The organism is Candidatus Binataceae bacterium (genome assembly GCA_035508495.1).
Lineage (GTDB): Bacteria > Desulfobacterota > Binatia > Binatales > Binataceae > JASHPB01.
Genome location: DATJMX010000013.1, coordinates 67,777 through 86,040, shown reverse-complemented (window position 1 = coordinate 86,040; position 18,264 = coordinate 67,777). Strand labels below are relative to the sequence as shown.

19 protein-coding genes are annotated in these 18,264 nt (G+C 61.8%); 10 read left to right on the top strand and 9 right to left on the bottom strand.

The features are described 5' to 3' along the window. On the bottom strand, positions 1–1,283 hold a 1,283-nt coding region (locus VMA09_04315), incomplete at its 3' end, for a glycerol-3-phosphate dehydrogenase/oxidase (protein HUA32803.1). Between the two features lie 295 nt (positions 1,284–1,578). Here VMA09_04315 and VMA09_04310 point away from each other — a divergent pair. Continuing rightward, positions 1,579–1,764: a hypothetical protein gene (locus VMA09_04310; protein ID HUA32802.1), complete on the top strand. Its 186-nt coding sequence runs from the start codon at positions 1,579–1,581 to the stop codon at positions 1,762–1,764. A 144-nt stretch (positions 1,765–1,908) separates the two neighbouring features. Here VMA09_04310 and VMA09_04305 read toward each other — a convergent pair whose 3' ends face one another. From VMA09_04305 to VMA09_04280, 6 genes are all read right to left on the bottom strand, one after another. After that, complete coding sequence (locus VMA09_04305) at positions 1,909–2,943, bottom strand: isocitrate/isopropylmalate family dehydrogenase (protein HUA32801.1); 1,035 nt, start codon at positions 2,941–2,943, stop codon at positions 1,909–1,911. A 49-nt stretch (positions 2,944–2,992) separates the two neighbouring features. Beyond that, a complete protein-coding gene (locus VMA09_04300; protein ID HUA32800.1) occupies positions 2,993–4,300 on the bottom strand; it encodes a DUF4147 domain-containing protein in 1,308 nt (435 codons plus the stop codon). 282 nt (positions 4,301–4,582) lie between these two features. After that, positions 4,583–5,266 carry a ribose-5-phosphate isomerase RpiA gene (rpiA, locus tag VMA09_04295; GenBank protein ID HUA32799.1) on the bottom strand — a complete coding sequence of 228 codons (684 nt, stop codon included), beginning with the start codon at positions 5,264–5,266 and terminating at the stop codon, positions 4,583–4,585. A gap of 16 nt (positions 5,267–5,282) precedes the next feature. Continuing rightward, on the bottom strand, positions 5,283–5,912 hold the full coding sequence (gene folE / locus VMA09_04290) for a GTP cyclohydrolase I FolE (protein ID HUA32798.1): 630 nt from the start codon (positions 5,910–5,912) through the stop codon (positions 5,283–5,285). Continuing rightward, positions 5,909–6,811 carry a methylenetetrahydrofolate reductase gene (locus VMA09_04285; GenBank protein HUA32797.1) on the bottom strand — a complete coding sequence of 301 codons (903 nt, stop codon included), beginning with the start codon at positions 6,809–6,811 and terminating at the stop codon, positions 5,909–5,911. Before VMA09_04285 ends, folE begins: the two co-directional genes overlap by 4 nt. Before the next feature lie 49 nt (positions 6,812–6,860). Next, positions 6,861–7,898 carry a homoserine kinase gene (locus VMA09_04280; GenBank protein HUA32796.1) on the bottom strand — a complete coding sequence of 346 codons (1,038 nt, stop codon included), beginning with the start codon at positions 7,896–7,898 and terminating at the stop codon, positions 6,861–6,863. 153 nt (positions 7,899–8,051) lie between these two features. Between VMA09_04280 and bcp the strand changes: the two genes are divergently transcribed. Then, positions 8,052–8,633 (top strand): thioredoxin-dependent thiol peroxidase, encoded by a 582-nt coding sequence (gene bcp / locus VMA09_04275; protein ID HUA32795.1) that lies wholly within the window; start codon positions 8,052–8,054, stop codon positions 8,631–8,633. Positions 8,634–8,766: 133 nt separating this feature from the next. Here the strand turns inward: bcp and VMA09_04270 are convergent, their stop codons facing one another. Continuing rightward, complete coding sequence (locus tag VMA09_04270) at positions 8,767–9,627, bottom strand: prolyl oligopeptidase family serine peptidase (protein ID HUA32794.1); 861 nt, start codon at positions 9,625–9,627, stop codon at positions 8,767–8,769. Between the two features lie 236 nt (positions 9,628–9,863). Here VMA09_04270 and hisI point away from each other — a divergent pair, with 236 nt between their 5' ends. From hisI to VMA09_04230, 8 genes are all read left to right on the top strand, one after another. Then, positions 9,864–10,292, top strand: a complete 429-nt coding sequence (hisI, locus tag VMA09_04265; protein ID HUA32793.1) for a phosphoribosyl-AMP cyclohydrolase — start codon at positions 9,864–9,866, stop codon at positions 10,290–10,292. A 35-nt stretch (positions 10,293–10,327) separates the two neighbouring features. Beyond that, positions 10,328–11,239 carry an ATP phosphoribosyltransferase gene (gene hisG / locus VMA09_04260; GenBank protein HUA32792.1) on the top strand — a complete coding sequence of 304 codons (912 nt, stop codon included), beginning with the start codon at positions 10,328–10,330 and terminating at the stop codon, positions 11,237–11,239. A gap of 63 nt (positions 11,240–11,302) precedes the next feature. Next, entirely contained in the window at positions 11,303–11,809 is a 507-nt protein-coding gene (locus tag VMA09_04255) for a DUF29 domain-containing protein (protein HUA32791.1), read from the top strand. A gap of 688 nt (positions 11,810–12,497) precedes the next feature. Beyond that, positions 12,498–13,697 carry a 7,8-didemethyl-8-hydroxy-5-deazariboflavin synthase CofG gene (gene cofG / locus VMA09_04250; protein HUA32790.1) on the top strand — a complete coding sequence of 400 codons (1,200 nt, stop codon included), beginning with the start codon at positions 12,498–12,500 and terminating at the stop codon, positions 13,695–13,697. Continuing rightward, entirely contained in the window at positions 13,694–14,947 is a 1,254-nt protein-coding gene (gene cofH, locus VMA09_04245) for a 7,8-didemethyl-8-hydroxy-5-deazariboflavin synthase subunit CofH (GenBank protein HUA32789.1), read from the top strand. The genes cofG and cofH overlap by 4 nt, the downstream gene beginning before the upstream one ends. Next, positions 14,934–15,839: a 2-phospho-L-lactate transferase gene (gene cofD / locus VMA09_04240; protein HUA32788.1), complete on the top strand. Its 906-nt coding sequence runs from the start codon at positions 14,934–14,936 to the stop codon at positions 15,837–15,839. Before cofH ends, cofD begins: the two co-directional genes overlap by 14 nt. A 14-nt stretch (positions 15,840–15,853) precedes the next feature. Further along, positions 15,854–16,606 (top strand): coenzyme F420-0:L-glutamate ligase, encoded by a 753-nt coding sequence (cofE, locus tag VMA09_04235; GenBank protein ID HUA32787.1) that lies wholly within the window; start codon positions 15,854–15,856, stop codon positions 16,604–16,606. A 10-nt stretch (positions 16,607–16,616) separates the two neighbouring features. Continuing rightward, positions 16,617–17,627 carry a polyprenyl synthetase family protein gene (locus VMA09_04230; protein ID HUA32786.1) on the top strand — a complete coding sequence of 337 codons (1,011 nt, stop codon included), beginning with the start codon at positions 16,617–16,619 and terminating at the stop codon, positions 17,625–17,627. Between the two features lie 136 nt (positions 17,628–17,763). Here VMA09_04230 and VMA09_04225 read toward each other — a convergent pair whose 3' ends face one another. After that, complete coding sequence (locus tag VMA09_04225) at positions 17,764–18,261, bottom strand: hypothetical protein (GenBank protein ID HUA32785.1); 498 nt, start codon at positions 18,259–18,261, stop codon at positions 17,764–17,766. Positions 18,262–18,264: the final 3 nt, after the last annotated feature.

Below are 18,264 nucleotides of genomic sequence, written 5' to 3'. Positions count from 1 at the left end.
TCGCGCGGCAGCTTGGCGAGCGCATCGCCTGTCTCGCTGCGATCGAGTTTGCGCGCGCCTGGCAGAGGAGTATCGCGGGTGGGAGAGGGTTTGATTGCGCGCCCCATTTCGCGCATCACAGCGTTCACGACTTTCTCGGCGATCTCGCGATGCGTCGTCAGCTTACCTCCGGCAACCGAGAACAATCCCGCGGCGCTGCGCAGAATCTCCTCCTCGCGCGGCACCGATGACGGCGCGCCCTTGCCTTCCGCAACCACCAGCGCGCGCAGACCGGCAAAGCTCGCGACGACGTCGTCAGCCGTGAGCTTGATCCCGGGCAGGCTCTCGCCGAGCACGCCGAGTAGGTAGGTGATGTCGCCGGGCTCGGCCGCGACCGCGGCCGGATCGCCGGTATAATCGGTGTCGGTCGTTCCGACCAGCACGTAGCGATCGTGCGGCATGACGAAGACGATGCGCCCGTTCGAATCGCCCAGCACCAGCGACTCGCGCACCGGGATCATTGCGCGCTGGAACACGAGATGGACGCCCTTGGTCGTGCGGATACTGGGATTCGCCGCGGGATCGTCCATGCGCCGTATATGATCGACCCAGGGTCCGGCAGCATTGACAAAATGTCGCGCGCGCAGCTCGCAGGCCGCGCCGCCGCGCAGGTCGCTCACACTCGCACTGGCGAGGAATCCGTCGCGCCTGGCGAATCCCTCGACGGCGGTGTAATTCGCGATCGCCGCGCCATGCAGGCTCGCGTCGAGAACATTCTCGAACGTGACCCGCGAGTCTTCCGCCCACGCATCGTAGTAGAGCGCCCCGCCCTTCAATCCGCTGCGGCTGAGTGTTGGCTCGTATTCGCGCACGCGCGCCGCACCGAGACTTTCATGACGCTCGCCGCGCGGAGTCCGCGCGAAGAAATCGTAGAGGAAAAGTCCCATCGCCATCGTGAAGCGGCCGAAGCCGCGCCCGCGATAGACGGGAAAGAGGAAGCGAATCGGCTTGACGAGATGAGGCGCAGTACGACGCCGCAGCCGTTCGCGCTCGCGCAATGCGTGAAAAACAAGGCGAAGCTGGCCCTGCGGCAAGTAGCGGAAGCCGCCATGAATCAGCTTCGACGATCGCGAGGACGTTGCGCCGGCGAAGTCGCCGCGCTCTATCAGCGCAACCTTGAGCCCGCGCATCGCAGCGTCGCGCGCGATGGCGGCGCCGTTGATTCCGCCGCCGATTACGGCGAGATCGAATTCTTGGTCGCGGAACCGCTCGAGACTGCGCTCGCGATTTAACCCTGACGCCACGCTACACGACGAATCTTCCGCTCAATGATGTTCGCTTGTCAGTAAGCGTCTGGCCCGGAGGAACGCTGTCCAACATGTCCCCCGCAACGTAAGCCTGATTCATGGCAATTAAATAGCGAAGCCGCCCCCCGCACGAAAGGGTCGAAGCGCGACTTCAAAATGGTTGCAATGAGTGCAACCAATTATCTGTGCCACGCAAGGCCTCATCTCCCACGACTGGTATCAAGCTCGACAGCCGTGCTCGATCGCGACTCAAAGCCTTGGCCCAGGCCAAAATCGGTCTCAGCAGTGGCTGATGAAAGAAGCGATCGAGCGCTACCTCACCGAAGAGGAAGAAAACGAGCGCGTCATGAGGGACACGCTCGAACGTCGGGAGCAATACCTCGAAACCGGCGAGACGATCCCTCACGCAACAGTTGAAGCCTGGTTGAAAACCTGGGGAACCGATCGTGAACGGCCACGGCCGCGCGCAAGGGACTGAGATGGTTGCCTAAAGCGCTCTTCGATCTGGAGAGATTACGCACATTTCTAGCTAAACGAAGTCCCGAGGCCGCCGCGCGCGCCTCCCAATTTTGATCGTGCGCAACGGGCATGGACGCGAACGACGAACGATGACCTGAGGCGCTCAACTCCGCGCGAGCGCCCGTACTACGGCGGCGGCCATTTCGCTGGTGCTGGCTTTGCCGCCTAAATCGCGCGTCAGGGTGCGGCCGGCGCGGAGGACGGCACTTACCGAGGCGCGGATTTTATCGCCTTCGCGCGGATGGCCGAGATAGTCGAGCAACATCGCGCTTGAGAGGATCGCGGCGACCGGGTTTGCGATGTTCTTGCCGGCGATGTCGTTAGCGGTGCCGTGGACGGCCTCGAAGATCGCACCCTTGTCGCCGTAGTTCGCACCCGGCACGAGGCCGAGTCCGCCGACTAGCCCCGCACATAGATCCGAGACGATATCGCCGTAGAGATTTTCCAGCAGCAATACGTCAAACGCGGCCGGCGCTGTCACGAGCCGCATGCAGGCCGCATCGACAATCTGCTCGGTGTACTTGATCTCGGGATACTGCTTCGCGACGGCGCGCGCGCATTTCAGAAACAGGCCGTCGGACAGCTTCATGATGTTGGCTTTGTGAATCGCGGTGAGCGATTTGCGGCCGGTGCGGCGCGCGTAATCGAAAGCGAACTTCGCGATTCGGGTCGAGGCCTTGGCGGTGATGATCTTGATGCTCTCGACAACGCCCGGCGCAACTTCGTGCTCGATACCGGCGTAGAGATCCTCGGTATTTTCGCGCACCACAGTCAGGTTCACGTTACGGAACGGCGACGGGATACCGGCGAAGCTGATCGTCGGGCGCAGGTTCGCGTAGAGGTCGAAGGTTTTGCGCAGCAGCACGTTGATCGAGCGAAAGCCCTCGGCGACACGCGTTTCGAGCGGACCCTTGAGCGCGACTCGCGTCCGCAACATCGATTGCAGCAAGTCTTCCGGCACGGGATTGCCGAAGCGGCGGAAGGCGTTGGCGCCGGCGGCCTGCCGATCCCAGTCGATTTTAATCCCGGTCGCCGCAATCACTTCGACCGCTGCGCCGATCACTTCGGGTCCCACGCCGTCGCCCGAGATCAGCGTCACCTGGTGGCTGCCCGCGGCCGCGCGCCGCGCCTTAATCAACTTTACTGGTCGCTTTCCGTTGCTCCGCACTGCACTCCCGTTTCCGGCGCTAGCTCTGATTCACGAGCCCGATAAACACGTCGGTGACGTTAGTTCCAGTCGGACCGGTGACGAGCGAGTCGCCGAGTTGTTTGAAGAAAGTGTATGCGTCCGCACGACGAAGCGCATCGGGGGCGCTCAGCGAGAGCGCTTCGGCGCGCCCGAGAGTGTCGGGGAACACGTAAGCTCCAGCGGCGTCGGTCGGCCCATCGATACCGTCGGTGCCGGCGCATAGCGCTGCGATATTCGCATTGCCGGCGAGCTCAATCGCAAGCGCGAGCGCCAGATGCTGCGCGCGTCCGCCGCGGCCCGAACCGCGCACGGTGACTACAGGCTCGCCTCCCGATAACACGCAGACATTCTTGTCGCGAATCGAGCGTAAATAGTGTGCCAGCGTGCGCGCGAGATCCGCAGCTTCGCCGGAGAGCGCGGGAGCACGCATCACGGTATGGCCGAGATCGCGCGCGGCGACTTCGGCGGCATCGAGCGCGGTCGAGTTGTCGCCTATGATCATGTTAGTCACGCGCGACATGATCGGATCGCCGCTCTTGACCGTCTCGGCGATCTCGCCCGCGACTCCGCGTTCGAGAGGATCGCGAACGGATTCGGGCGTGCGGCCCCATATAGTGCGACGCTTGAGCACTGCGATCGCATCGGCGAACGTCGTGGGGTCAGCCGCGGTAACGCCCGAGCCAATCGTGGCGAGATCGTTGCCCGGAACATCCGACAGAATCAATGTGAGCACTCGCGCACCGTTGATTGCCCGCACGAGCCCGCCGCCCTTCACCTGCGACAGATGCTTGCGCACGAGATTCAGCTCGCGGATGTTCGCGCCGGCGCGCAGCAGGAACTTTGTCGTCGCGATCTTGTCGGCAAGGGGAACATCAGTGACCGGCTTCACGAACATCGCGGAGGCACCGCCGCTCAGCGCGACGATCACGAGATCGTCGGGCTGAGCTTGTGACAGCATCGCAAGAGCGGCATCCGCAGCGGCGACGGATCGCTCGTCGGGCAGCGGATGCGCGCCAACCAGGAACCGCACTCTCGAATCGGATTGCGGCGTCGCTAATCCTTCGGGCACAACCGCGATTGCGCCGGTAAGCTTCGCGCCGATGCTCTTCTCAGCTTGCAGAGCCATCGCGCGCGCAGCCTTGCCGATAGCGAGGAGAAAGATGCGTGGTGATCCGGCGAGCATCGAGTCGATTTCGTCGCTGGCCAGCGCCTTCGCGATCAATGCTCCCGGCTCGACCGCATCAATAGCGGCGCGATAGATCTTTCCAAGATCGGCATGCGGCGGAGTGTTCGGCCTCGTCGCCATCTCAAATCTGCGGAGCGCTCTTCGAAATAACCTCGCCCGCACGGCGGGAGAGGTCGCGCGGCGCCGCGCTTGCGATTCTTTTTCGCAAGTACCGTGAGGCGCGGGTGAGGGTGCAGCGCTCGAAGCTCGCACCAATTCTCGCTGCGCACATTCTGGCGCGCTCACGCCGCGGCACCCTCACCCGGCCGGCAAGCAGCTTGAACTCAGACATCTCAAGCTGCTCGCCAGCCGACCTCTCCCGCTTTGCGGGCGAGGTTATTTCGGAATTCGATGCGGCAGATATCAACTTTTGGGGCGGAGGGTTTTGATGGTGCCGTCGGCGTTGGCGATTAGCACTATGTCGGACATGCCGATGAAGATTCCTGTGCCGACCACCCCTGGGATCGCGAGCAGGTCGCGGTCGAGCTTGGCGGCATTCGCGATCGGCTTCAGTTTGCAATCTAAAATAAAATTGCCGTTATCGGTCCGGAACGTCTGACCATCTTTCTCGCGCAGCAGCGCTTTCAGACCGAGCGATTTCACTGCGCGCGTGACAAGAGGCAGCGCGAACGGAACGATCTCCACCGGCAGGCTGCCGCGCGTTCCGAGGCGCGGCACGACCTTCTCCTCACCCACGAGCACCACGAAGCGGCGCGACGAGGCGACTACGATCTTTTCCCGCACCAGCGCGCCGCCATAGCCCTTGATCAGGTTGAGGCGCGAATCGACTTCGTCGGCGCCGTCGAAATCGATATCGATGCGAGCGACGTCGCTCAGCTCCACCACCTCGATTCCGACCGAGCGTCCAAGCTCCGCGCTCCCATTCGAGGTCGGCACGCCCCGCACCTTGACCCCACTCTCACCGAGCGCCTTGATGAATGCGCTCGCGGCGCGGCCCGTGCCGAGGCCCAGCACCTGGCCCGGTTTGACGAGCTTCAGCGCATAGCGCCCTAGAGCATCGAGTTGTTTTTCGCTCGCGGCAGGCATCGACAGTCAGTGAACTCTAGCGATGACCTTGCCGCAACAGGTTGATGAACTCGTGACGGGTCTCGACATTGGTACGGAACACGCCGAGCATCGCCGAGGTCGTGACAAAGGAATTCTGCTTCTCGACGCCGCGCATCCGCATGCACATGTGCTCGGCCTCGAGCACCACGGCAACGCCCAGCGGATCGATCTCATCCATCAAAGTACGCGCGATCTGCGTCGTCATCCGCTCCTGCACCTGGAGGCGGCGGGCGAAGATCTCGACCATCCGCGCGAGCTTGGACAACCCGACGATCTTGCGATTCGGCAGGTAGGCGACGTGCGCCTTGCCCATGAACGGCAGCAGGTGATGCTCGCAGAGCGAGTAGAAGTCGAGGTCCTTGCACAGGATCATCTCCTGGTAGTCTTCCTCGGTGAAGAGCGCGCCGTTGATCGCTTCCTTGGGATCCTTGCGATAGCCGGCGGAGAAATACTCGAACGCCTTGGTGACGCGCTGCGGTGTGCGCTCGAGGCCTTCGCGATCGGGATCCTCGCCCATGAAGCGCAGGATCGTGCGCACCGCCTCTTCGACTTTTTCCCGCTCGAGCTTTTCGCGCGACGCACTGGCAGATGGCTTCGCGTGGCCATTGGTGGCGACCCGGTTCATTTGAAGTTCTCCTTGCGCCAGGCGTTGAACTTGAGCGCGAGTTCGATAGCGAGCGACGGCCCTCCGCCGCTCATAATATTGAAGCCAGCAACCTCGCCTGCCAATGAAGTCATTAGCGCTAAATTGGATGCGAGAGAATCGGCGCGCACCTCTTCTTCGGACTTGCCCGCGTAGCGATCGAGATGCCCGCTCGCGCTCGAAAGGTCTTTCACATTGACCTTCATGTAGGCCGCCATCGCTTCGCGCTTGATCGGCAGGATCCCGAGCACGGTCTTGAGCTTGTGATCATTGGCGCGCGCGAGGAAACTCCGCGCCGTTTCGAGATCGAAGATCGGCTGCGTGATGATGAACTTTGCACCGGCTGTGGCGCGCCGCTCGAGCAGCTCGAACTCGCGCTGGATATTTTTGCGATTCGGATTCGCGACCGATCCGGCGAAGATCGATGGCGGGGATTTCAAAAGCGCTTTGCCCTCGCCAGTGTCGCCGCGATTCAAATCGGCGATCATCCTGAGCAAGCCGAAGGAGTCGATATCATGGCTCACCGCCACTGTCCCGTCGGCCCCGGGCGGGATCTTGTCGCCGGTCAACGCAACGACCGCGTCGATTCCAAGCGCGGCGCCGCCCAGGAGATCCGATTTCAGCGCGAAGCGGTTGCGATCGCGGCACGACATGTTAAGCACGACCGGGATCCCGAGACGCGCCTTGATAATCGAGCCGAAGACCAGCCCCGACATCTTCACCTTTCCGAGCGAATTGTCAGTGAGATTGATCGCGTCAACGTGCCCGACAACTTCGGCGAGGTGCTTTAGCAAAGGCTCGGCGTTGCTGCCGCGCGGCGGCGAGACTTCGATCCAAAGAACCGGAGCGCGGGAGTTCAGACTTTCGGCAAGTGAGGCCACGTGGTGTCCCGCATTTCGGGATGAGGCAGCCGGTCGGCGATGCTGGCGATCAGGCCTGGCGGCGCTCGCTCGCCTTTACCTTCTGATACTTACGGTAGTCGTACCCGGTCGCCATCGCCATGAGAAGGGGTTCCATCCCACCCTCGCGCTCGCGGCGTAGAACGCGCAGGCGATCGAAGAACTCGCGGAAGTCCTTGTTGGCGCGCTGAACATTCTCGCCGCCCTGCTGGAGGAAGAAATCGTGCAGGCGCGTGATCGTGAAGCGCAGCGAAGAGAACCTGAGCTCGTTGGGAAATGCGTCCCATTCGGCAAGCGATAGCGTGCGCACCGACTCGTAGCCGGTGAGCAGAAAACGGAAGCGATCGAGCGAGTACTCGCCATTAACGAAGCACAGCGCGTTGACCGCAGTCGCGATATCGAAGATGAACTTGCCGCGGCAGGCCGCCTCGAAGTCGAGGACCGCCGTCAATTTCTCGCCGCGAAACAGCAGATTGTCGGCGAAAATATCGCCGTGAATCACGCCCTTTGGCAGTTTGCCCTCGAGGTAGCGCGTCAGGTACTCGATTTCGTCGTCGAGCGTGCGGCAGATCTTGCGAAAATAATTCGGCAGCTTGGTGCGGACGGTCAGATAGAGATCCGCGATTCGCTCGAAGCTGAAGCGGTTGTCGATACCCTTCTTATACGCCTTGCCGATGACGTGCAGATCGCCGAGCGCGTGGCCGATGGTCTCGAGCTGAGTGGGCTTGAGCTTTTCGGCAACGATCAACCGCCCTTCCTGGTATTTGAAGAGCGAGACGCACTTGTTGTTGTAATTGCGATAGAAGCGCCCCATCCGATCCTGCATCGGATGCGGGCAGGGAAAGCTATGCTTGCGCAGGAACGACAGCAGATCGATTTCGCGCTTCAGCTCGTTCTCGCTCTTGACCTCGTCGATGCGGAGCAGGAATTTGCCCTTGGCGGTTTCGAGCAAATAGTTGGAGTTGACCGAGCCTTCGGTGATTCCGCTTGCGGAGCCGACGCGGCCTAAGCCGTAGTCATCTGCCAGCTCCTTGAGAAACGGTTTGCTGAGCTCGGTATATACTGCCATGAAGGCGCAACGAACTGAGGTTCGGCGCAAGTCTAGAGCCAACCGGATAGTTCGTCAACTAGGGTCCGAAAAATCTCTTGAACGATCGGTTTTTTCGCCGCGAGCGCCCGCTTTCGATTGCCAGGAACCAACGACGCGAATATGAGGACTCAGATGCCAACCTCGAAAAAGACCAGCAAGCAAGCAAAGCCCCTGACGAAACCCCTCGCGATCAAGAAGACTGCGGCGGACACCTCGAAGGCGAAGAAGGCAACCGTAGCGGGTGCCTCGAGCCTCGAAGGACGCAAGGCGCCTTCATTCATGCTCGCCGATCGCCAGGGCAATCGCGTCAAGCTCTCGGACCTCATCGCCAAGGGAAATGTCGTCCTCTATTTCTATCCCAAGGACATGACGCCCGGATGCACGACTGAGGCGTGCAGCTTCCGCGATAATATTGGCGCGATTCGCAAGCTCGGCGCGGAGGTCGTCGGCATCAGCGGCGACTCCGAGGCCTCGCATCAGAAGTTCACCGACAAATATGCGCTGAACTTCCCGCTGCTGGCGGATACCGATCTGACGGTCGCCAAGGCCTACGGCGTTTACAAGATGAAGTCGCTCTATGGGCGGCAGTTCATGGGCATCGAGCGCACCACGTTCGTAATCGACAAGTCGGGCGTCGTCCGCAAGGCATTTCCGAAGGTCAAGGTGAACGGGCATACCGATCAAGTAGTCGAGGCGCTCAAAGAGCTGCGCTGAATCCCGCTTCAGCAGTACGAAGCTCTGAACTCTTGGGGATTTTGAAGAGCCTCTCCCGTTGCGGATTGCCGCCATGGTAGCAATCGGGGGAGAGGCTATAAAAGGCGATCGTTCGCAGAGAGAAATTAAACAATCAGGAGGCGGCTTCGGTCGATGCGCCCTGCTCGAGCAGGTTTTCGCGCAGGAAGTTGCGCAACTCGGGCTCGACCCGCTTGCCGAGATCGTCGGACGCGGTCGGGTAGTAATACGTCCAGACCTTGGCGCCGCGAGCGCGGAGCGCGTCGGCCAGGCGCGCGGCCTGCTTCACCGGAATCCGGCGATCGCTCTGGCCGTGCATGATCAGCACGCTCACGTCCATCCGCTCCGGCATGTTCTCGATAACGTCACGGCGGCGCAGCGCCTTTTTGCTCGGCCATACCTCGCGCAGGATCGAAAGCTTGGTGCGCAGCGGCGCCTCGGGCCAGAACTGGACCATGTCATACGCGCCTGATTGCAGGATCATCGCGCGCGGCCGCGTGTCCGAATCCATCAGGAGACCCGCGGCGACGGCACCGTTGCCAAGGCCCCATACGCCAATGCGATTCGGATCGACGTCGTCACGCTTGGAGAGCATATCGAACGCCCGCCGCGCGGCCTCGACCGATTGCGGCCCCGCAAAGCGACCCGGCCCCGACGACTTGCCGTAACCCGGGATATTTACGCATGCGACGTGGATACCCATCGTCGACACGCGCTCGCTCATCCCGACGCACTGGTCCATCCGCTCCCCGCTGCCGTTGAGCACGAGCAGCGTCGGCAGCCGTCCCGGGTCAGCACTGCGCGTCAGGTATCCTTCGATATGGAACTGATGGGCGCCGAGGGCGATATCGTAGTTGAAGGGCTCGACGTTGCGATCGCGAAGAACGGAATCGCGTCCGAGGCGGCAGGCCGACAATGTAAAGATGATCGCAATCGCGGTGCACACGGCGACGGCGCGGCGCGCGATTTTGGTCACAGGATTTTTTATCTTGGACGGCAGAGGGTCGAGATCCGCCGCAGCAGACACTTCCCCATTAGTCCCCAAGCCTTGGGTCATAGCGAGCCGCATACTACAGCTTATTGTACGACTTTGGAATGATCGCGAGGTGGCAAGTCTTAACGCCGTGCAGTCGACAGGAGCATTGAATCGCTCCAACCTTTGGCTGATACTCCTTGATTCGCACGGATATTCAGGGCGGATTTACAGAAGTCATGGCAAATCAGGCGGCATCGGCAATCGATTGGACGAAAAGCGGCGGCGTAATCCCGGTGATAACGCAGGATTACGCGAGCCACCGCGTGCTGATGCTCGCCTACATGAACCGCGAGGCCTTCGAGGAAACGGTACGCACGGGCCGTGCCTGCTACTTCTCGCGCTCGCGTAACCGGCTCTGGCGCAAGGGCGAGGAATCCGGAAATTTCCAGACCGTGCGCGAAATCCGCATCGATTGCGACGAGGATACGGTCCTTCTAATCGTCGATCAGAACGGCGACGGCGCCGCATGCCACGTCGGCTACCTGTCAGATTTCTTTCGCAAGCTCAGCGACGACGACTGGAAGATCGTCGATGAGCGCCTGGTCGATCCCGCCAAGTACGGCCCCGGCTACGGGCATCATCCGGCCAAGAAAGCGGCCGAGTGATCGCGAATTAATCGTAGCAAGGCGGAGAGACTCTGATGGCGGCAAGTGAAAACGGACAGGTCCTGAAATTCGGCATCCCCAAGGGCAGCCTCGAGCAGCAGACGCTCGACCTCATGCGCAAGTCAGGATGGCGCATCAACGTCGGCTCCCGCTCCTACATCCCGAGCGTCGATGATCCGAGCCTGAGCTGCCGCATCCTGCGGCCCCAGGAGATGCCGCGCTATATCGCCGACGGCGACCTGGACGCCGGTATAACAGGCAGCGACTGGATCGTCGAAAACGACGTTAAACTCGTCGAGGTGCAGAGCTTCATCTATTCGAAGGTCTCGCTGCAACCAACCAGGTGGGTCCTGTGCGTGCCGAACAACTCGCCTGTGACGCGGCTCGAAGATCTCGAGGGCAAGCGCGTCTCGACCGAGATGGTCGCCTTCACGCGCCGCGTTTTCGCCGAGCGCAAGATCAACGTCGATGTCGAGTTCTCCTGGGGCGCTACCGAGGCGAAGGTAGCCGAAGGGATGGTTGACGCCGCTATCGAAGTGACAGAGACCGGCTCCTCGCTGCGCGCCAACGGCCTGAGAATCGTCGAAGAGCTGCTGACCTCGACGCCAGTGCTGGTAGCGAATCCGACCGCGTGGGCCGACGAATGGAAGCAATCGAAGATTCGTCAGATCGGCGTCCTGCTGCGCGGCGCCCTCGACGCCGAAAGCCGCGTCGGCCTGAAGCTGAACGTCGCGCGCGAGAACCTCGACAAGGTGATCGCGCAACTGCCGTCGCTCACCGCACCAACAATCTCCCAGCTCTACCCCTCGCCCCATCTCAAGGGCAAAGAATGGGTCGCCGTCGAAACCATAATCGCCGAGCACACCGCCCGCGAACTATTCCCCAAGCTCCTCGAAGCCGGCGCCGTAGGAATCGTCGAGTACCCGCTCAACAAGATCATCGGCTGACGCGAAAGTCGGCGGCACGGACGGAAGCGCGCTAAAGTCAGTTTAACCGTTTGACTGGTTGATATGAGTCGATTAGCTCAGAGTGGACGCTCCTCCGTCTCGCGATCCGCGAGCGGTGCACCGCTGCGACCTGATGTAGATATCGACGCCGACTTTTGCCAATGGCTCGATGCTCAGGCGGCGCCGCTACGCCGTCATCGCCCGGCGTTCCTCGATTGGGAGAACGTAGCCGATGAACTCGAGTCCACGAGCAAGAAAGATCGGCGAAAGCTCCGCAGCCATTTCGCGATCCTGCTCGCGCATCTGCTTAAGTGGCACCAGATGCAGGATCTCGGCCGCCGCGGTAGAAGCTGGAGGCAATCAATCCTGCTGGCGCGCGCGGGAATCGAAGACATCCTGAACGACTCGCCGAGCCTCAAGCGCACGCTCGACGAATCGCTCAAAGAGGCATATCGCCGCGCCCGTCGCTATGCAGCCAACGAGACCGGTCGAGCGATCGACAAATTCCCGAAAGACTGCCCCTGGCGCATCGAGCAATTAACCTCAGACGACTTCTTCCCGCGAGCCTAGATCTCCTCGCTGGATTGCTGCTGGAAAGCACTGAAATGCGAGGCGGCGAAAAGTACCCAGTTCCGATCGCATCCGCGCAGCGAGAAACACTGGTAAACTCTGACATTGCTCGCGGCATGGCGATTGCTGGTCCCCAATCACTATGCCCAACGAGAAAACTCACAGGCACCATCCGCAGGAACCTGAGCTGCCCCAGAATCCGGCGAACCCTGCCAGTCCGCACAATCCAATCGAGCCGCCAGATCCGCCTGTGCATCGGCCGCGCCCCGACATTGATCCGCCGTCGGACGAGCCGCCCATCCATAAAAGCTCGCCGGCGAGCTCGAAGGGTGCACGCGCTATAATTCTTTGAGCTCAGCGTCGAGACGTTCCGCCAGGAACAGCTTGAGCAGTGACTCTCTGAATCCCCGCCCGTTATTTCACGGGAGCGGGTGCGTGACGCGCGACCCTCGCGCGTCACGCAGGTGAGGGTTCTGAGCTGTCGAAACATCCGACGAACAGTGACTGCGAGTGCTCCAGTATCGCGATGATTCCGCACGCTCACCTGCCTTGCGCGCGATTCCGCGCACAAGGCGTTCCTCTCCAGTGAAATAACGGAGAGGGCTTTTCGGATTCCGCCGAGCACCCGCGTCGGTTCCATTTTGCAACTTAGTTGCCTCCTCTGATCCGTTGGCTTATAAGGCGATCGATGGCGTCCGCCCATATCGCTTCCCCTGCCGACGCACAGCCGTCGCGAGCTATTCGCGCGATTCTCGATCGCGCGCTCGCTGCCGATCGCCTCTCCGAAGCCGATGCCATCGCGCTAATCCAGTGCTCCGACGCCGATTTGCCTGCCGTTCTCGCCGCCGCCGGTGAGCTGCGCGATCGCGAGAAAGGCCGCGTCGTCACCTACTCGCGCAAGGTCTTCCTGCCCATCACCAATCTCTGCCGCGATCGATGCACCTACTGCACCTTCCGCAAAGACCCCGGCGACCCCGGCGCGTGGACGATGATGCCCGACGAGATCGCCGAATGGTCGCGGCGTGGCGCCGAGCTCGGATGCAAGGAAGCGCTCATGTGCCTGGGCGACAAGCCCGAGGTCGCATTCAAGGAATATCGCGAGACGCTCAAGTCGCTGGGCGTGCGCACGACGATCGAATACGTCGGCCGTGCCTGCGAGATCGCACTCGAAGAAGGATTGCTGCCTCACACCAACGCCGGCCTGATGACGCCGGACGAGATGCAGATGCTGCGGCCGCTCAACGCCAGCATGGGCCTGATGCTCGAGAGCGTGTCGCCGCGCCTGCGCGCGAGCGGCGGAGTCCATCAGGCGGCGCCCGACAAGGATCCCGCGCTGCGTATCAAGATGATCGACGAGGCCGGCGCACTGAAGATCCCGTTCACGACCGGGATCCTGCTCGGAATCGGCGAGACTGTCGCCGAGCGCGCGCAGAGTATCGTCGCGATTCGAGAGCTCAACGAGCGCCACGGCCATATCCAAGAAGTGATCATCCAGAACTTCCGCGCCAAGCCTGAAATCGCGATGGCCGATGCGCCCGAGCCCGACGCTTTTGAGATGGCGCGCGCGCTCGCGACCTCGCGCCTCGTGCTCGGTGCGAAGATGAACGTGCAGGCGCCGCCAAATCTCTCGCCCCGCCAGATCGAGCTTTTCCTCGAGGCCGGTATCAACGACTGGGGCGGTATCTCGCCGCTGTCGAAGGACTACGTGAATCCCGAAGCGCCGTGGCCGCATATCGAGCGCCTCGGCGAAGCATGCGCTCGCGTCGGTTTCGAATTGCGCGAGCGGCTGGCAATCTATCCCGAGTACATCAATGATGAGTGGCTCGACCCGGCGGTCGCGACCAATGTGCGCGCGATATGGGCTCGAACCGTCGGAGGCCAATCATGAATCTGGAGTACTGGAGAAACTACGTCGACGAGATCGAGGCGACGCCCGTCACGGCGCTGCTCGCGAAATCGTCGGCCCCGGTGCGCGCCGCGCTCGAGCGGAGCCTTGCGCGCGAGGAGCTCACGCCCGAAGAGGGCTTGATGCTCTACACCTCGACCGGAGACGACCTGCGCGCCGTTGTCAAGTGCGCCGATATCGCGCGGGCCGAGGACGTCGGCAACGAAGTCACCTACGTCGTCAATCGCAACATCAACTTCACCAATATCTGTTTCGTCGGATGCCAGTTCTGCGGCTTCAAGCGCCAGCGCTGGGAATCCGACGCCTACGATCACAGCGACGATAAGATCGTCAGCAAGGTCGCCGACGCCGTCGCGCGCGGCGCCACCGAAGTATGCATGCAGGGCGGGATCAACCCCGAGATGCCCGACTTCAAATATCGCGACCTGCTCGACGTAATTAAGCGCGCCTTCCCCGCTATCCACGTGCACGCCTTCTCTCCCATGGAGATCATGTTCGGCGCGCGACGCGTGCGAATGGACTATCCCGAATACATCGCGATGCTGCGCGAGCATGGCCTCGGCTCGATTCCCGGCACTGCGGCCGAAATCCTCGACGATAGCGTGCGCGAAATCCTGAGCCACAAGAAGGTCGATGTCGCGGCGTGGGTCGAGATCATCACGACCGCGCATTCGCTCGGCGTGCCTACCACCTCGACAATCATGTACGGGCATATCGAGGCGCCGCGCCAGGTCGTCAATCATCTGAACCTGCTGCGCACGATCCAGAAGCAGACCGGCGGCTTCACCGAGTTCGTGCCGCTGCGCTTCATCCATCAGAACACCGTGATGTTCCGCAAGGGGATGGTAAATCCTCCCGACAGCGGCACGCTCGACTTCCAGATGTACGCGTTCGCGCGGCTCTTCCTGCGCGGCTATATCAAGAACATCCAGACTTCATGGGTTAAACTCGGTGTTGATCTTGCCGCGCTGACGCTAAAAGCCGGATGCAACGACTTCAGCGGCACGCTGATGGAGGAGAGCATCACGGCCCAGGCCGGCGGCGAGTCCGGCGAGTTCGTGCCCGTCGACCTCATCGAAGACAAGGCGCGCGACATGGGACGCGTCGCCGTCGAGCGCTCCACAACTTACAAGAAGCTTTACGGCAGAAAGGCTCCCAATGGCGCGCGGCCCATCCCGGCTGCTCCTCTCGCGGCGGATAACCACGCTGGCGGGGGGAGTGGGTGCAGCTAAGTTCCTTCGCGGACTCGTTAAGCGCATCGACCCCGCGCGACTGACCGTTATCGTAAACACCGGCGACGACGAGGAGTTCTACGGACTCCACGTCTCGCCGGATATCGATACGGTCACGTACACGCTTGCGGGCGTGGTGAGTCGCGCCCAGGGATGGGGCCTCGAGGGCGAATCGTTCAACGCCCTCGACGCGCTCGGGCGCTTCTACGGCAAGCCGTGGTTCGGCCTTGGCGATCGCGATTTGGCGACGCATCTGTATCGCACACAGCGGATGCGCGTGGGCGCGAAGCTCAGCGCGATCACCAGCGAGATCGCGCGCGCGTTCAAGATCAAATCGACGATCCTGCCGATGAGCGACGATCGCGTGCGCACCTTCGTGAAGCTGCGCGGCCGCGATGCGATCCCGTTCCAGGAATATTTCGTGCGCGGCAGAGCCCGCGGTCACGTCGAGAAAATCGAGCTGCGCGGAATCGACAAGGCGCGCCCTGCCCCGCCAGTGCTCGATGCGCTGCGATCCTCGTCGGCGATCATTCTGGCGCCGTCGAATCCGTTCGTCTCGCTCGGTCCGATCTTCGGCCTGCGCGGCCTCCGCGATACGCTCAAGAAAAATCGCGCGCGCGTCGCCGCGATCAGCCCGATCATCGGCGGGAAGACGGTAAAGGGTCCCGCCGACAAGATGCTCCGCGGACTCGGAATGGAAGTGTCCGCCCTGGGCGTCGCACGGCTCTATCGCGATATCGTGGGCGTGTTCGTGCTCGATGAAGCCGATCGCGCGCTCGCGCCGAAAATCGAAGCGCTCGCGATGCGCCCCGTCGTCACCAACACCATCATGTCCACGCCCGAGCACGCCGCGCGCCTCGCCGACGTTGTTCTTACCGCTCTTTCGGTATAGTAGGCTTGCCTCTGATGAGATCGATCACAATCACCGCGGTCGAAGGAATCCCGATGGTCAAGGCCGGCGACGATCTCGCCGCGCTCATCGCCACGGGAATCGATTCGACCGGTATCAAACCCGAAGCCGGCGATATCGTCGTATGCTGTCAGAAGGTCGTTTCGAAGGCCGAAGGCCGCACTGTCTATCTCAAGGACATCGAGCCTTCCGAGTTCGCGAAGAACCTCGCCCAGCGCTGGGAGAAAGATCCGCGCGCCGTCGAGCTGGTGCTGCGGCAGACCAGCCGGATCGTGCGCAACGATCGCGGCGTGATAATCGTCGAGACCGGACCCGGATGGGTCTGCGCCAACGCCGGCGTCGATGAATCCAACAGCCTCGAAGATGAAACCGCGATCCTGCTGCCCGTCGATCCCGATCTCTCGGCCGCCAAGCTCCGCGAGGCGCTGCGCAAACGCTACGGCGTCGATCTCGCCGTCGTAATCACCGACACCTTCGGCCGCCCGTGGCGAGACGGCCTCACCGAAATCTGCCTCGGTGTCGCAGGCATGAATGCGATGCTCGATCTGCGCGGCAAGACCGACCTCGGCGGCCGCGAGCTTCATCACACCGTCGTCGCCATCGCCGACGAAATCTCCTGCGCCGCCGGCCTGCTGATGGAAAAGGCCGCCGCCGTTCCCGTCGTCATCGTGCGCGGCTACAATTACGAGCCCGCCGAAGGCAGCGCCAAGGTCCTGATTCGCCCGGCAGAGGCCGATTTATTCCGCTAACCTGTATCCAGTGAAACGAGCCAAAGCGACAGAACTTTCAGAGAGCTGCGCCAGCGACGCGATCATTCCCGCGCGCCTGGTGCAGGACGATCTCGCCACCACAGAAAAGCGCCTTGGAAAGTTGCTCGATTCCAACGAATCGATCATCTCGGAGATTTGCCATTACCTCGTCGATGCGGGCGGCAAGCGCCTGCGTCCGACTTTCATGCTGCTGGTCTATCGCGCATGCGGCGGCACCGACGAGGGCGTCGATTTCGCGATCGACGCGGGAATCGCGCTCGAGCTGATTCATTCGGCGACCCTCCTGCACGACGATATTGTTGACGGCGGGATGCTCCGGCGTGGCAAGCCGTCAGCATTCGCGCGCTACGGCTTCGGCCCCTCGCTGATCGCCGGCGACTACCTCTTCTGCCGCGCCTTCGAGCTGTGCTCGCGCTTCAAGGAGCACATGATTCGCACGGCAGCCGAGGCCTGCATCGAGCTGACCGAAGGCGAAGTTATGGAAGGCCGGATGCGTCACAACGCGGCGCCCGCCTACGACGATTACATCAAGGTCATCACGCGCAAGACCGCCTCGCTCTTCCGCGCCGGCGGCAAAGTCGCCTCCGACCTCGCGGGCGTTCCGCCAAAAACGATCGAAGCGATGACGCGGCTGGGCCTCACGATGGGCCTCGCCTTCCAGATGGTCGACGACCTCCTCGATGTGCTCGGCCCCGAAGAAAAAATCGGCAAGCCCGTAGGCTCCGACCTGCGCGAAGGAATCCCCTCGCTGCCAGTAGTATTGGCCGCCGCCAAAAACCCCAACCTGCGCCAGATGATCCACAGCGGCACCCAGATGGAGGGCGCCGCCTTCGACCGCGCCCTCGCAATCCTCCGCGACCCCGCAATAATCGCCGAAGCCCGCCGCCTGGCCAGCGAACAAGTCGCAATCGCAAGAGGCCTGATCTCAAGCCTGAAGCCCTCGCAATACCGCGACGGCCTGGCAGCTCTGATCGATGATCAAATAGATCGCGAAGTCTAAGCCGCAGCAGATCAAAAGTATCACCACAAAGGCACGAAGCCACAAAGGAGAAAATTCTTAAGGGACGCGGCCGCGGCGTCCCTCTTAGTGCCTTTATGTCTTACCTTAATGCCTTAGTGGTTAATCTTTCTGCCTCCTACGATCCCCGCTCACGCCATTCATTGAGCAACTCCGCCAGTTCATCGGCCGTACGCCCATAGTTATCAGGAATGATACCCTCATAACCCAGCCGCCGCCCCGGCCCGCGAAGCATCCTCTGCCCCTGGTACGAGGAATGAAAATCAAACACTACAGAATGCCTCAGGTCGGTCGTCCGCATCACGCGGAAGCGCACGATATCGCGCCAGCGAAAAAACGCCGACCGGAACGGCGACCGAATCGTAAACCCGTTGCGCTCAAGCCTCAGCCCTCCGCCGCCCCGAGTCAGGATCGTCGCGGCGACAAACACCATCACCGCAAAAACGATCGTGAACAGGACCCCCATAAATACCATCGACCACGCCGTCCCAAACCCGACAACGATCATGTAGATCCCAAACGCAACCCCGCCAAGGCCAATCAGCGCAAGCACGCCATATCGCAAAGGCCGCGCACTATAACTCAGTTCAAGAATTTCCGTCTGCGCCTTACTCATTTT

Bases quoted from the DNA above. Each gene is read 5' to 3' on its own strand.
- folE (HUA32798.1), bottom strand. From the start codon at position 5,912: ATGAACCGGGTCGCCACCAATGGCCACGCGAAGCCATCTGCCAGTGCG.
- hisG (HUA32792.1), top strand. From the start codon at position 10,328: ATGGCGGCAAGTGAAAACGGACAGGTCCTGAAATTCGGCATCCCCAAG.
- VMA09_04280 (HUA32796.1), bottom strand. From the start codon at position 7,898: ATGGCAGTATATACCGAGCTCAGCAAACCGTTTCTCAAGGAGCTGGCA.
- hisI (HUA32793.1), top strand. From the start codon at position 9,864: ATGGCAAATCAGGCGGCATCGGCAATCGATTGGACGAAAAGCGGCGGC.
- VMA09_04300 (HUA32800.1), bottom strand. From the start codon at position 4,300: ATGGCGACGAGGCCGAACACTCCGCCGCATGCCGATCTTGGAAAGATC.
- bcp (HUA32795.1), top strand. From the start codon at position 8,052: ATGCCAACCTCGAAAAAGACCAGCAAGCAAGCAAAGCCCCTGACGAAA.
- cofH (HUA32789.1), top strand. From the start codon at position 13,694: ATGAATCTGGAGTACTGGAGAAACTACGTCGACGAGATCGAGGCGACG.
- cofE (HUA32787.1), top strand. From the start codon at position 15,854: ATGAGATCGATCACAATCACCGCGGTCGAAGGAATCCCGATGGTCAAG.
- VMA09_04225 (HUA32785.1), bottom strand. From the start codon at position 18,261: ATGAGTAAGGCGCAGACGGAAATTCTTGAACTGAGTTATAGTGCGCGG.
- cofG (HUA32790.1), top strand. From the start codon at position 12,498: ATGGCGTCCGCCCATATCGCTTCCCCTGCCGACGCACAGCCGTCGCGA.
- rpiA (HUA32799.1), bottom strand. From the start codon at position 5,266: ATGCCTGCCGCGAGCGAAAAACAACTCGATGCTCTAGGGCGCTATGCG.
- VMA09_04310 (HUA32802.1), top strand. From the start codon at position 1,579: ATGAAAGAAGCGATCGAGCGCTACCTCACCGAAGAGGAAGAAAACGAG.
- VMA09_04255 (HUA32791.1), top strand. From the start codon at position 11,303: ATGAGTCGATTAGCTCAGAGTGGACGCTCCTCCGTCTCGCGATCCGCG.